10 protein-coding genes and 4 pseudogenes are annotated in these 13,097 nt (G+C 64.8%); 9 read left to right on the top strand and 5 right to left on the bottom strand.

Annotation, left to right across the window (positions count from 1 at the left end; all coding sequences use genetic code 11):
* Positions 1-60: 60 nt before the first annotated feature.
* The gene (gene lysS / locus AC6I1W_RS03645; RefSeq protein ID WP_462553103.1) at positions 61-1,593 is read right to left on the bottom strand and encodes a lysine--tRNA ligase; all 1,533 of its coding nucleotides are present in this window, start codon (positions 1,591-1,593) and stop codon (positions 61-63) included.
* A gap of 92 nt (positions 1,594-1,685) precedes the next feature.
* Positions 1,686-2,975, bottom strand: coding sequence for an ABC transporter substrate-binding protein (locus AC6I1W_RS03640; protein WP_462553101.1), 1,290 nt, complete (start codon positions 2,973-2,975; stop codon positions 1,686-1,688).
* Positions 2,976-3,151: 176 nt separating this feature from the next.
* On the opposite strand from AC6I1W_RS03640, the gene AC6I1W_RS03635 reads away from it, so the two are divergent.
* The 3 genes from AC6I1W_RS03635 to AC6I1W_RS03625 all read left to right on the top strand — a co-directional run bounded on the left by AC6I1W_RS03635 (position 3,152) and on the right by AC6I1W_RS03625 (position 7,746).
* Positions 3,152-4,888 (top strand): ABC transporter ATP-binding protein, encoded by a 1,737-nt coding sequence (locus AC6I1W_RS03635; protein WP_065673019.1) that lies wholly within the window; start codon positions 3,152-3,154, stop codon positions 4,886-4,888.
* Complete coding sequence (locus AC6I1W_RS03630) at positions 4,885-6,897, top strand: ABC transporter ATP-binding protein (protein ID WP_117188171.1); 2,013 nt, start codon at positions 4,885-4,887, stop codon at positions 6,895-6,897. Before AC6I1W_RS03635 ends, AC6I1W_RS03630 begins: the two co-directional genes overlap by 4 nt.
* A gap of 339 nt (positions 6,898-7,236) precedes the next feature.
* Positions 7,237-7,746 (top strand): DUF2938 domain-containing protein, encoded by a 510-nt coding sequence (locus tag AC6I1W_RS03625; RefSeq protein WP_486702984.1) that lies wholly within the window; start codon positions 7,237-7,239, stop codon positions 7,744-7,746.
* Here the strand turns inward: AC6I1W_RS03625 and AC6I1W_RS03620 are convergent.
* Positions 7,715-8,311, bottom strand: a complete 597-nt coding sequence (locus AC6I1W_RS03620; RefSeq protein ID WP_117188175.1) for a helix-turn-helix domain-containing protein — start codon at positions 8,309-8,311, stop codon at positions 7,715-7,717. The two genes, AC6I1W_RS03625 and AC6I1W_RS03620, sit on opposite strands and share 32 nt — an antisense overlap.
* Before the next feature lie 30 nt (positions 8,312-8,341).
* Here AC6I1W_RS03620 and AC6I1W_RS03615 point away from each other — a divergent pair.
* Positions 8,342-8,452, top strand: a pseudogene (locus AC6I1W_RS03615) (IS481 family transposase); the annotation flags it as partial.
* 21 nt (positions 8,453-8,473) lie between these two features.
* Here the strand turns inward: AC6I1W_RS03615 and AC6I1W_RS03610 are convergent.
* Both AC6I1W_RS03610 and AC6I1W_RS03605 read right to left on the bottom strand, forming a co-directional pair.
* Positions 8,474-8,830: a WYL domain-containing protein gene (locus AC6I1W_RS03610; protein WP_212750673.1), complete on the bottom strand. Its 357-nt coding sequence runs from the start codon at positions 8,828-8,830 to the stop codon at positions 8,474-8,476.
* 31 nt (positions 8,831-8,861) lie between these two features.
* Positions 8,862-8,975, bottom strand: a pseudogene (locus AC6I1W_RS03605) (transcriptional regulator); the annotation flags it as partial.
* On the opposite strand from AC6I1W_RS03605, the gene AC6I1W_RS03600 reads away from it, so the two are divergent.
* From AC6I1W_RS03600 to AC6I1W_RS03580, 5 genes and pseudogenes are all read left to right on the top strand, one after another.
* Complete coding sequence (locus tag AC6I1W_RS03600; RefSeq protein WP_252906052.1) at positions 8,952-9,923, top strand: NAD(P)H-binding protein; 972 nt, start codon at positions 8,952-8,954, stop codon at positions 9,921-9,923. The pseudogene AC6I1W_RS03605 and the gene AC6I1W_RS03600 sit on opposite strands and share 24 nt — an antisense overlap.
* A gap of 73 nt (positions 9,924-9,996) precedes the next feature.
* Positions 9,997-10,269: pseudogene (locus AC6I1W_RS03595) on the top strand (helix-turn-helix domain-containing protein); the annotation flags it as partial.
* Between the two features lie 81 nt (positions 10,270-10,350).
* Positions 10,351-11,256 (top strand): DUF2268 domain-containing putative Zn-dependent protease, encoded by a 906-nt coding sequence (locus AC6I1W_RS03590; RefSeq protein ID WP_036975676.1) that lies wholly within the window; start codon positions 10,351-10,353, stop codon positions 11,254-11,256.
* Positions 11,257-11,269: 13 nt separating this feature from the next.
* Positions 11,270-12,046: a MerR family transcriptional regulator gene (locus AC6I1W_RS03585; RefSeq protein WP_063279462.1), complete on the top strand. Its 777-nt coding sequence runs from the start codon at positions 11,270-11,272 to the stop codon at positions 12,044-12,046.
* 51 nt (positions 12,047-12,097) lie between these two features.
* Positions 12,098-13,078, top strand: a pseudogene (locus AC6I1W_RS03580) (IS481 family transposase).
* Positions 13,079-13,097 lie beyond the last annotated feature (19 nt).

Raw genomic sequence — 13,097 nt, 5'->3', positions numbered from 1 at the left:
GCCCAATCCTGAAACAGAACAGAAAGGCCTGCCGGGACATTCCCGGCAGGCCTCACATCGTCAGTGCTCGGGCTTGAGCAGCGGGAAGAGGATCGTCTCACGGATACCGGCGTCGGTGAACAGCATCACCAGACGGTCGACGCCGAGTCCCAGACCGCCCATGGGCGGGCAGCCGAACTCGAGGGCTTCGAGGAAGTCCTCGTCGAGCTGCATGGCTTCCGGGTCACCGGCCGCAGCGGCCAGGGACTGCTTGGTGAGAACCTCGCGCTGGATGACGGGGTCGACCAGCTCCGAGAACCCGGTGCCGCGCTCCATACCGCCGATGATGAGGTCCCAGGCCTCGACCATGCGCGGGTCGTCGCGGTGCGGGCGGGCCAGGGGCTGGGCGATGGCCGGGTAGTCGCACACAAAAGTGGGGTTGATGAGTTCAGGCTCGACGAGCTCGCCGAAGAGCTCCATGACGACCTTGCCGGCCTCCCAGGACGGATCGAGTTCGATCTCGTGTTCGGCAGCAATGGCCTGCAATTCCTCCAGCGGAGTGTCGAGGGTGACCTCGCGTCCCAACTTCTCCGACAGGCCCGGGTAGACGCTGACCCAGCGCCACTCCCCATCAAGGTCGATGGTGCCCTTGGGCGTCTCGATCTGGTGGATGCCAAGGGCGTCGGCCACCTCCATGATGATGTCCTTGATGACCTCGGCGATGGTGAACTGGTTACCCCAGCTCATGTAGGCCTCGAGCATGGAGAACTCGGCCGAGTGGCTGGAGTCGATGCCCTCGTTGCGGAAGACACGGCCCATCTCGTAGACACGGTCGGTGCCGCCCACCATCGCGCGCTTGAGGTAGAGCTCAAGGGCGATGCGCAGGCTCATGTCGATGTCGAAGGCATTGAGGTGGGTGTTGAACGGACGAGCCGCGGCACCACCGTGGACCAGCTGCAGGATCGGGGTCTCGATCTCCAGGAAGCCACGCTCATCGAGGGCGTGACGCACTGCGCGGGTGATGATGGCGCGGGTGCGCACCATCTGACGGGACTCGTCGCGGACGACCAGGTCGGCGTAGCGACGACGCACCCGGGACTCCTCCGAAAGCTCCTTGTGGAGGGTCGGCAGGGGACGCAGAGCCTTCGATGCCATCCGCCACTCCGAGGCCATGATGGACAGTTCGCCACGGCGGGACACGACGACACGGCCACGCACCCACACGTGGTCTCCGAGGTCGACGTCGGACTTCCATGCCGCCAGGGCCTCGTCGCCGACCTCGGCCTTGGAGAGCATGACCTGCAGACGTTCGCCATTGGAAGTCTCGGTGAACCCATCCTGGAGGCTGGCGAAGCAGAGTTTGCCGGTATTGCGGACGAAGACGACACGCCCGCCGATGGCGACCTCGTCGGTGGTCTCCTCGCCGGGGGCCAGGGTCAACTCGCCGAGGTCGTCGGTGTACTTCTGACGGATCTGGGCCAGGGTGTGGTCGCGCAGCAGGTCAACCGGGTAGGCCTGGCCTCCGTCGGCAATGATCCGGGCCCGCTTGTCGAGACGAACCTGCATCTGCTCGGAGACCTCAGGGGACTGGCTGGAAACGGTGTCAGAACTCACCGGGAAATCCTATCGAAGAGGAGGGGAGGGAACGATTTGGCCAAGCCATGTTTTTCGTGCATCCCCTCGGGACACAATGATGATGGATCAAACTACCCCTCAGCCACCTTCAACCCACCAGCGACCAAGGCACCTCTGGCCCTCGATGCCAACGCAGGCAACGTCCCAGACACTTTCGTCTTCGTCGCCCAGAGCTTCGCACTGGGGCGCCAGGCCGCCGCGACCTCGTCCCACACCGGCGAGATCGAGGAGTCGTCGTCAATCTTGCGACCCAGATCAGCCAGGTCCCCGACGACGTCCTCGTTGCCGACCAACGTCTTGAAGGACGCCGGCGTCGTCATTCTCTCGGCCTTACCAGCTGGGATGAGACCACGCCCCGTCAGCAATTCGGGCTGGTCGTCGAGGGCGTCAGCAAAGTCCAATGCCTCACTTGGCGTCTTGCATCCCTTGAGGACCACCCACGACGAGCCCTGATACGACGCCACCCGTGAATCACTGCCCTCGAGCGGAGGAATGGTGGTGACCTTCCAATGGTGCCGCCCAGCCCCGACGACAGTCGTGAGATCCGGAAGATCAGCGGGAGCGCCAATGTGTCCGACAATCTTCCCGGAGGAGAAATCGGTCTGCACCGACTCCCATCCATGAGATACGACGAGTTGCTTGGCCTCGACCATCCGCTGCAACTCGTCGGTGAGCTTGCGCACCCCGTCAGAATCGATCCCAACCCGCCAGGTCGTGTCATTCAGCGGGACGAACCATGGCGATCCTGTGGTGTCGGACATCGCTGCCAGCCACCCGGTTTTCTCAACCGGCATATCTGACACCGCCTTGCCCGTAGACGCCAGAATCGTGGCCGCGGCACGGAACTCCTCCCAGTTCTTGGGAGCTGACACATGGGCCTCGGACCAGGCGTCGGAATCGTAGAAGAGGACCATCGGGGAGGTGTCCATCGGAAGTCCGTATGTCCGCCCCTGGTACGCAACCCGCGACATCGGGCCGCGGTCGTACTTGTCGCGGTACTGCTCGGCGTACTGGGTGACATCCTCCAGCACCCCGTGATGGGCCAATTTCGCCACCGACGTGCTCGGCACCTGAGCCATGCAGGGAGCCTTGCCCTCCTCAACCGACGTCTCCAAGGTGTTGAGGTACGTGTCGGTCGTCGAGGAGATCGCGTGCAAATTGAGTGTCACACCAGGGTTACGACGCTGGTACCCGTCACCGGCGCTCTCCAAGCTCGGCAGGTCAGATGCCATGGACATCCGATGCCAGACCTCGACCGAATCGTCACGACTAGGCTTGGCAAGTGGTGTCGACGTCTGTGAACACGCAGCTGTGCCGACGAGAAGCACCCCCGCCACCACAAGGGCCAGCTTGCGTCTCATCGTCACCTCTCACGACACAGCGGATTCAGTGTCTCACAGCCTACTGACAAGGCCGACCCGTCTGACGACATGCGGACAACACTGCTCATTTCCTCTAGGGTGTCGATCGTGCCGCTCGCGGCCGCCCGGCAGATCCTCTGACGCCGGTTGCACATGTCCCTGTCCGAGGAGCACTCGTGCTGACACAACTCGTGGCCCGACACCTTCGGCCCTATCGCCTGCAGGTGATCGTCATCGTCGTCGCGCAGATTTGCGCCCAGATCGCCGCGCTGACCCTCCCGACGATCAACGCTGACATCATCAACCAGGGAGTCGTCCGCGTCGACACCGGCTACGTCACCTCACACTCCCTCCTCATGCTGGCCGTCGCCCTGGGACAGACGATCTGCCAGGTCATCGCAGTGTTCCTGGCCGCCCAGGTCGCCATGGGAATGGGACGCGACATCCGCGACGCCGTCTTCACCCGCACCCTCGACTTCTCGGCCCGTGAGGTCAACCAGTTCGGAGCTCCGTCCCTCATCACCCGCACCACGAACGACGTCCAGCAGGTGCAAATGCTGGTCTTCATGACCTTGGCCGTCCTCATCGGAGCACCGATCATGATGGTCGTCGGCGTCGTCATGGCGATCCGAGCCGAGGTCTCCCTGTCGTGGATCATCGCCGTCGCCGTCGTGCTGCTGGGCATTGGAGCGGGGCTCATCGTCTCCCGGATGGGTCCGCTGTTCAAACGCCAGCAGAAACGTATCGACGACCTCAACCGCGTCGTTCGCGAGCAGATCACCGGCATCCGCGTAGTGCGAGCCTTCGCCCGGGAACGCCATGAGGCGGCCCGCTTCGACGCCACCAACTCCTCCCTGCGCGACATCCAGGTCAGTGTCGGACGAACCATGGCCGCGATGTTCCCGCTCGTCATGCTCATCATGAACCTGTCCCAGGTCGCAGTGTTCTGGTTCGCGGCCCACCAGATCGACAGCGGCAAGACCGAGGTCGGCGTCCTCGCCTCCTTCACCACCTACCTCATGCAGATCCTCATCAGCGTCATGATGGCCGTACTCCTCGTCGTCATGTGGCCGCGAGCCTCGGTCTGCGCCAACCGCATCGCAGAAGTGCTGCAGACCTCGTCGTCCCTCCACATTGACCCCGAACCGGTGACGACCTTGCCCGACAACCCCACCCTGCTGGAGTTCCGCGACGTCACCTTCAGCTACCCCGGAGCCTCCGCACCGGTGCTCCACAAGATCTCCTTCGAGCTGGAGCGCGGAACGACGACGGCCATCATCGGCTCGACGGGCTCGGGCAAATCAACCTTGGTCAACCTCATCCCGCGCCTCGTCGACGTCACCGACGGGCAGGTCCTCGTCAAGGGTGTCGACGTCCGCCGTTACGGCTCCGAGGTCCTGTGGAGCTGCATCGGTCTGGTGCCTCAGCGGCCCTACCTCTTCGGCGGCACGGTGGCCTCCAACCTGCGCGACGGCCGCTCCGACGCCACCGACGATGAGCTCTGGGACGCCTTGCGCATCGCTCAGTCCGACGACTTCGTCTCCCGAATGGACGGGGAGTTGGACGCCACCATCTCCCAGGGCGGCACCAATGTCTCCGGCGGCCAGCGACAGCGACTGTCCATCGCTCGAGCCTTGGTCAAGGCCCCCGAAATCTACGTCTTCGACGATTCCTTCAGCGCCCTCGACGTCGCCACTGATGCCCGGCTCCGGGCCGCGCTGGAGGCCCACCAAGGCAGTGCCGCGATGCTCATCATCGCCCAGCGAGTTTCGACGATCCGCAATGCCGACCAGATCCTCGTCCTGGATGCCGGACGCATCGTCGGCAAGGGAACCCATGACGAGCTCATCGAGTCCTGCCCGACATACATCGAGATCGTCGACTCCCAGCTCTCCACCGAGGAGGCGGCATGAGAGGCAAGGTCGAGAAAGCTCCCGCCCGCAACGAGCATGCCGAGCTCGCCCGAGCCTCGTCGCGGCGAGGCGGCGGCCGGGTCGCTGAGAAGCCCATCTCCTTCGGCCCGTCCCTCAGGCGGCTGCTCGGCCAGCTCAAGCCTCATCGCCTCGTCCTGACCATTGTCGTCATCATGGCTGTGATCTCGGTGAGCTTCAATGTCATTGGCCCCAAGATCCTGGGCCGGGCCACCGACGTCATCTTCGGCGGCATTGTCGGAAAACAGCTGGGCAGACACGTCCCGCAAGCGCGTGGCATGACAGCCGGCGAATTCATCGACAAGCTCGGCCAGGCCGGTCAGAGTGGCGATCGCGGGAAGATCATCACCCTGCTGCAGCAGTACCCCGATGTCATCATCGGTTCCGGCATCGATTTCCACCGACTCGGCGTCATCATGGCCTGGGCCCTGGGCCTGTATGCCTGCGCCGCCCTGCTGATGTTCCTGCAGGGATTCCTGCTCAACACCGCGATCCAACGATCCATGTACGACCTGCGTCGTCAGGTCGGTGCCAAGCTGGAGAGACTGCCGCTGTCCTACTTCGACGGTCAGCCCCACGGCGAGCTCATGAGCCGGATGACCAACGACATCGACAACGTCTCGCAGACCTTGCTGCAGACCCTCCAACAGCTCCTCAACGCCTTGCTGACCGTCATCGGCGTGTTGATCATGATGTTCTGGATCTCCCCGTTGCTGGCGGTGATCTCCCTGGTCATCATCCCGGTTGCCGGAGTCATCGCGGGAGCCATCGGCAAGAAGGCGCAGGGGCAGTTCGCCCAGATGTGGAAGGCCACCGGAGAACTCAACTCCCACGTGGAAGAGGCGTATTCGGGCCACGCTCTGGTCAAGACCTTAGGCCGCACCCAGGCCGTTGCCCAGGAATTCCACGAACGCAACGAGGAGCTTCGTCGAGCCACCGCCAAGGCCCAATTCATCTCCGGACTCATCCAGCCGGTGATGTTCCTGCTCGGCAACGCCAACTACGCCGTCATCGTGCTCATCGGCTGTCTGCGGGTGGCCAAGGGCCAGATTCCTCTGGGCAATGTCCAGGCCTTCATTCAGTACTCCCGAATGTTCACCCAGCCGATCACCCAGATCGCCTCCATGGCGAATCTGTTGCAGTCAGGAGTGGCCTCGGCAGAGCGCGTCTTCCAGGTCCTCGATGCCGACGAAATGTCCACAGACGCCGACAGCAGTCTCCCTGCCACCAAGGGACGTGTCGTCTTCGACCACGTGAGCTTCTCCTACAGCCCCGACAAACCTCTCATCGCCGACCTCTCGTTGGTCGCCGAGCCGGGCCAGACGGTGGCGATAGTCGGACCCACCGGTGCTGGCAAGACGACGCTGGTCAACCTGCTCATGCGGTTCTACGAGGTCGACGGCGGGGCCATCACCCTCGACGGCTTCGACATCTCCACGGTCCCCCGCACCGAACTGCGCTCTCGACTGGGAATGGTGTTGCAGGACACCTGGCTGTTCAGCGGGACGATCCACGACAACATTGCTTACGGCCGCCCGGAGGCGTCCGAGGAGGAGATCCTCGACGCTGCCCGGGCCGCTCACGTCGACCACTTCGTCAACACCCTGCCTGACGGTTACCAGACCGTCATCGACGAGGACGGATCCAACGTCTCCGTCGGTCAGAAGCAGCTCATCACCATCGCTCGGGCTTTCCTATCCGCCCCGGACCTGCTCATCCTCGACGAGGCCACCAGCTCGGTGGACACTCGAACCGAGATGCTCGTCCAGGAAGCCATGGCCAACCTGCGCAAGGGACGTACCAGCTTCGTCATCGCCCACCGGCTCTCGACCATCCGTGACGCGGATCTCATCCTCGTCATGGAACACGGCGACATCGTCGAGCAGGGGTCGCACGCCGAGCTCCTCGAGCGGCGCAGCCACTACCACGACCTCTACCAGTCGCAGTTCAACGCGGCGGACGCCGACGGGGCGGCACCGGCCGACGTGTGAGGGGCCGGGGCCCACGACCATCGGACGCTGCTCCGGAAACCCCCTGGCGACGACCAGCCCTTGGCGCGCAGCGGAGCCAGCGCGTTCGTCCAGGCGATAACGGCGTCTAACTCAGCCTCCAAGGAGGTGACGAGGTGGATCGTGGGGGTGGTCGTCACGGCCTCGAAGTCGCTGGCGAAGCTGATGGCGACGGTTGGGGCGAGATGGCCAGTCCCACGTGGCGACCTACCTGTACTGACCGGAGAAGTTGATTGATTTGCTGATGTGGCAAATTCTCTTGCTGGGTCGACACGCGTACTGGTCTCATAGAAGCTCATCGTCGGTCGGGAGAGGTGCAACATGAGACTTTCAGCGAGTCGGGTCGTTCAGGGCGTTGTCGTGGGGGTCGGCGCGACGGCAGTGATGGACCTGACGGCGGAGGTGTTGCGGCGTACTCGTGGTACTGGCTCGCTGGATTACGCCTTGGTCGGGCGCTGGCTCGGGCACATGCCCGCTGGCCGATTTCGACATGAGTCGATCATGACGGCCGAACCTGTTCCAAGTGAGAGGGCCTTGGGTTGGGGTGCTCACTACACGATTGGTTCTGGCTTCGCGGTGGCCTTGGCGTTTGCCGACTCAAAATGGCTGGATGATCCGCGGTTCGTGCCGGCTGTCTCGATGGGACTGGCAACAGTGGGCGCCCCATGGTTCGTGATACAGCCGGCGTTCGGTTTCGGCGTGGCGGCATCGAAGACTCCCAGCCCGTCGCAGGCGCGGCTCGGCAGTCTGCGGGCTCACAGCGCCTACGGGATCGGCCTGTGGCTCTCCGGCGTGGCACTCAAGCAGATCCGGCAGCGCATGACGGCGTGACATTGCCAGATGCGGGGTCAGCGACGTGGACGCGCTGCCCCTGAAGGCCCAGCAAGCTGAGGATCTCGACTGGTCCACGCCCGGTGCTGCCAAACCAGTGAGCGGTGCGCGTGTCGAACTCTGCCGCCTGGCCGGGCAGCAGGACCGAGTCGTGGTCACCCACGATCAGCCGCAGCTCGCCAGACAAGATGTACATCCATTCGTGCCCCTCGTGCCGCGTCAGCCTTGGAGCGTCCTTCGTGGCGGGGATGACCATTTTGAGTGCCTGTTGGGGGCCCGGGATGTGTGACAACGGGATAACCGTCATCCCGTTGCGGCGGACTGGCCGGGGGTGGACCCGCGGGTCTCCTATCGGGGGCGCTCCGACAAGGTCATCGAGCGGCAGCCCGAAAGTCTGAGCCAGCGGCAGCAGCAGTTCCAGGGGTGGTTTGCGACCGCCAGATTCCAGTCGCGAGAGGGTCGAGACGGAGATTCCCGTCATTCGTGACAGGTCATCCAGAGTCATGCGGCGAGCGGTCCGGACACTGCGCAGGCGTCGTCCCACGCCCCCGAGAACGTCTTCCATCGCCTGCTCCCACTTCCAGTAGAGGGGTCTGTGTCACACGCCAACGCTGCGTTGACTCCACGCCATCGTCTCAAAGTCGCCCAGCTCGTCGTCGAGGACGGGTGGCCAATCAGCAAGGTCGCCGCCCGGTTCCAAGTCTCCAAGGTGTATTGACCGGACACGTTAGTTGTCGTGAGTCCGCGATCGTCTGAAGTCAGTGGTAAGCCACTCCTGAATGGAGGCGGCGGGAAAGTCGGGCATGGTGGCATCGAGAGGCGCGGCCTGAGAAGCGGCATCCTGGACGCGGTCGAGGCGGAACAGCCGCCAGTCTGCCCGCTGAGTGTCGTAGGCAATGAGGTACCAGATTCCCTCGCGCACGACCGCCGCTGACGCGTCTGCTCCACCCGCTTCCAGGACGAGTAGGCCCGTGGCGAGGGTACAGACCTCGTCGGCGTCCAGCAGGAGCGGCGGGATCTTGACGCCCGTCACGAGCCGATAGGTGCCACCGGGCCCGGGGCGCGGAGCGGATGTCGTACCCAAGGGAGCGCAACCGGGCGATGTCACGGCGGACGGTCCGGTCAGCGATGTCGAGGTGCTGCGCGAGCTCCGATGCGGTCCAGTCACGCCCGGTCTGCAAGAGGGACAGCAGGAGCAGCGCGCGATGAAGGGGTCTCCATGCGGCCATTGTCGCCCGAAACGAGGACAAGAACAGGCCGGATCTGTGGCTAGCGTCGCTGAACGAGACCCTTTGAAAGGAGACTCACGTGCGAATCGCGGTCACGACCCCGACGGGCCACGTCGGGCGCCACGTCACCACCATGCTGATCCGAGTCGGAGTGCGCCCGCTGCTCTTGGCCCGGAGCCCCAAGAACGTCCCCGGGCGGTACGGGACCACGCCGATGTCGTCGAAGCCGACTCCACCGACCCCGATCAGGTCAGGGCGGCGACGCGGGGCGTGGACGCGATCTATTGGGTGGATCCCAGCGTGATGTCACCCGACCCCCTCGCGAACTATGCCCTGGCCACACAGGCACTGGTGGAGGCGGCCACTGCCAACGCAATCGGCCGCGTCGTATTCCAAAGCAGCGTCGGCGCCGAGAAGCGTCACGGCGCCGGCGAGATCGACGGTCTCGCGGGCACCGAGGTCGCACTGGATGCACTCGACGGGGATGTCACCCACCTGCGCTGCGGCTACTTCTTCACCAACCTGCTCCTCGACGTCAACGCCGTCCGGCAGGGGCGCCTGACGACAGTCCTGCCGCCGGACAAGCCCATGGCCTGGGCGGCCCCGCGCGACATCGCCGAGGTCGCCAGCCTCACCCTGCTCAACACCCAGTGGCACGGCCACCGAGTGCAAGCCGTCCACGGACCACAAGACCTGTCCTGGCGACAGGTGGCCCAGACCCTCACAGAGCAGGTCGGCCACACCGTGCACGTGGAGCAGATCAGCGATACCGCAATGCGCCAGAACTACCTCGCCGCCGGGATGCCGCCCATGATGGCCGACGCCGTCCTCGGCATGAGCACCGGACTACGCGACGACTTCCACCTCGAGCAGCCGCGAAACCTCACCACGACGACACCCACAACCCTGACCAGCTGGATCCACGACGAGCTCCTCCCTGCGCTCTGACCGACCAGACCAGTGACCAACCCCCGGCGGGCGGCTTCCTCGAGGAGGCCGCCCGCCCCCATGAGGAGAACCAGTGCCCCATGCCAACGCAGCTCTCACGCCCCGCCACCGGCTCATCGACGCCCGTCTGGTCGTTGACCAGGGCTGGCAGATTAGTGAGGTCGCTGCCCGATTCCAGGTGTCCTGACCGACTGTGAAGCGGTGGATAGACCGCTACCTAGCCGGCGAGCCGATGCAAGACTGCAGCTCACGCCCGCACTCTTCGCCGAACAAGACCAGTCAGAAGACCACTCGGCGCTGCATCACCTTGCGGCTGCGCTTGCGGGAGGGGCCGGTGCAGTTGTCCTGCCCTAGGTGCACTGACCGGACACGTTGATCAACCTACAGGGTTGACCTTGCCGTTACGTCAATGTTTAGCGTCCAAGGCATGACAATCACGATGCTCGACAGCGCCGCAGGCATGCGCGCCATGCTCCACAGCTCCCCTGGCCAGTGGCCGGAGGCGGCACGCCGGTTGTGGGAGCCGATGGCCGGCATGTACTTCTTCATTCCTGGTGGTCCCGACATGGCCGCAGTTCACGGGCAGAACTTCGGCTTCGGGTCGGGTGCTCCGCGCCAGGAAATGGTCGATGCCCTCCACCGGTTGGAGCAGGCCGACGCTTGGGGCCGCATAGAGCAGTCCCTCACGCAGGGCACTCAGGACTTGGGGACGGCCTGTCCTGGGGCGACGATTCCCGACCTGACGGTGCTGCTGGTCCTGGGTGATCCCACCAATCGGCACTTCGTGGATGAGATCCGTGGCCTGTCGGCCTTCGGCGGTATCAGTGGCTACATCGCGATCACGGTCTGGCCCACGGACGAGGTCGTCGACCGGCTGGAAGCGATCGCGCTGCACGAGCTTCACCACAACGTGCGCTACTCGCCCGGTGGCATCGTGTGGAACCCGCAGACCGTCACGGTTGGGGAGCACGTCGTCGCGGAGGGGCTGGCCGACCTGTTCGCTGCCCAGTCCTATGGACGGCGCGGCTACACGCACTTCGTCACCGATCACACCCGCCGCAGCGACGACGTTCTGCGCAAGGTCGTCAAGGGTCTGGACGTGACAGGAATGCAAGACTTCGCCGCCTGGGTCCTCGGCGACGCGAGCGCTCGCCTGTTCGGTTCCACGCCGGTCGGACTGCCCACCGGCGCTGGATACGCGGCCGGGGCCCGCATTGCCCAGGCTTACCTGGAAGCGACCGGCCGCAAGGCAGCCGAGTGTGTCACCACGCCGGCTTCCGAGATCCTCGACGTCGCCCTGCCACAATTGGGCCTGCCGCGACACAAGTGCTGACAGGAGGAGCGCGATGGTGGAGTGGACTGTCCGCGAACTCGCGGACCGGGCTGGCATCAGCCCACGGGCCCTGCGCCACTACCACCAGATCGGTCTCCTGGTCCCGGACCGGATCGGCGCCAACGGCTACCGCCACTACGGACCCACCGCAGTCGCGCGACTCCAACGGATCCTGCTGCTGCGTAATGCCGGCCTGTCCCTGACCGACATCAAGGCGGTGCTGGCTGACGAGGCTGACCATGGTGTCGAAGTCGAAGCTCTCGAAGCTCACCTGACCCGGCTACGCCGGGACCAGGATGCCCTTGCGAGGCGCATCGCTGCGGTCGAGCACACCTTGGTGATGCGTCGCGCAGGTCGACAGCCCCGGGTGGACATGGTGCTCGAAGGGTTCAACGACCGTTACGAGGACGAGGTCGCCCAGCGGTGGGGCCGCGAGGTGTTTGAGCAGTCGAACCGCTGGTGGCACGCCAAGAGCATCGACCAGCAACGACAGTTCCAGGCCGACGCCGAAGGGCTCCTGGCTCGTTGGGGCGAGCTGTATGACCAAGGAATCGCCCCAACAGACACGACCGCCCAAGACCACGCAGCGGTTCACACAGCCTGGTTCGCCCAGATCCCCGGCACCCCCGCCCATGTGGGGGACACCGCCAAGACACGCGCCATGCTCCACGGCATGGCCAACCTCTACGCCACCAGCTCTGACTTCCATCCCGCCTTCGGCGGCGCCGAAGCCGCCGCGTTCGCCGCCCAGGCACTGCACCGCTACACCGACGAGCACTACCCGAAGTGAGCCTGGGCGAGCGCGGGGCTCGTCCAGAAAGCTTGCACATGTCCCACGCCAATGCCGCGCCGCCGCCTGCTCGTCGCTCGTCTCGTCGTCGAGGACGGCTGGCTGGTCGGTGAGGTCGCTGCCCGGTTCCAGGTTTCCTGGCCGACCGTGAAGCGTTGGGCCAACCACTACCGGGCAGTCCATGCAGGACAGGTCATCCCGGCCGCACCGCTTGCCGAACAAGACCAGCCCGCAGACCGCCCGGCCTGTGTCGGCCTGCGGCTTCGTCTGCGTGAGGGGCCGGTGCAGCTCGCGTGCCAGCTCAGGATCGCCCCGTCGACGGTCCACCGGATCCTGACAGACGCCCACTTGAACCGTCTGTCGCATGTCGACCGGACAACGGGTGAGCTGGTGCGGTGCTACGAGCATGACTGCCCTGGGGTGATGTTGCACGGTGATGTGGAGAAGCTCGGCAGCATCTTTGAGGGCGGGGGATGGCGCTACGTCGGCCGGCGCCAGGGCGAGAAGAATCGGGTGGCCGCACCGCGCAAGCCCCGCAACAAGTACCGGGATCCGTTGATGGGCGGGGCTTTCGTTCACACTGTGATCGGCGGTCACTCCCGTGTCGGCTATGCCGAGGTCTACGATGATGAAACTGCTGTAACTGCGATCGCTGTGCTGGTGAGGGCGGTCGAGTGGTTCAACACCGGAGGTGTCGCCGTCGAGCGGGGCCTGTCGGACAACGGTGGCGTCTATCGTTCACACCTGTGGTGAGACACCTGCGCAGAGTTCGGCATCAAGCACAAGCCCACCAGGCTGTGTCGGCCGCAGACCAATGGAAAGGTGGGGCCCTTTCACCGCACTCTGGCTGACGGCTGGGCCTCCATCCGCTGCTATACCTCCGAGACCGAACGGCGCGGCGAGCTTCATGGCTGGTTGCATTTCGACAACCATCATCGGCCCCACACAGCTTGCGGGAACCAGCCTCCCTTCTCACGATTGACCAATATCTCCAGTCAGGGCACCAGTCACGGACGCGACCGGGGCAGGTGAAACCGAGGATGATGCCGAT

This window comes from Cutibacterium sp. KB22876 (assembly GCF_059728865.1).
The sequence above is the reverse complement of the archived record's forward strand: the minus strand, read 5'-3'. Positions and strand labels throughout refer to the sequence as shown.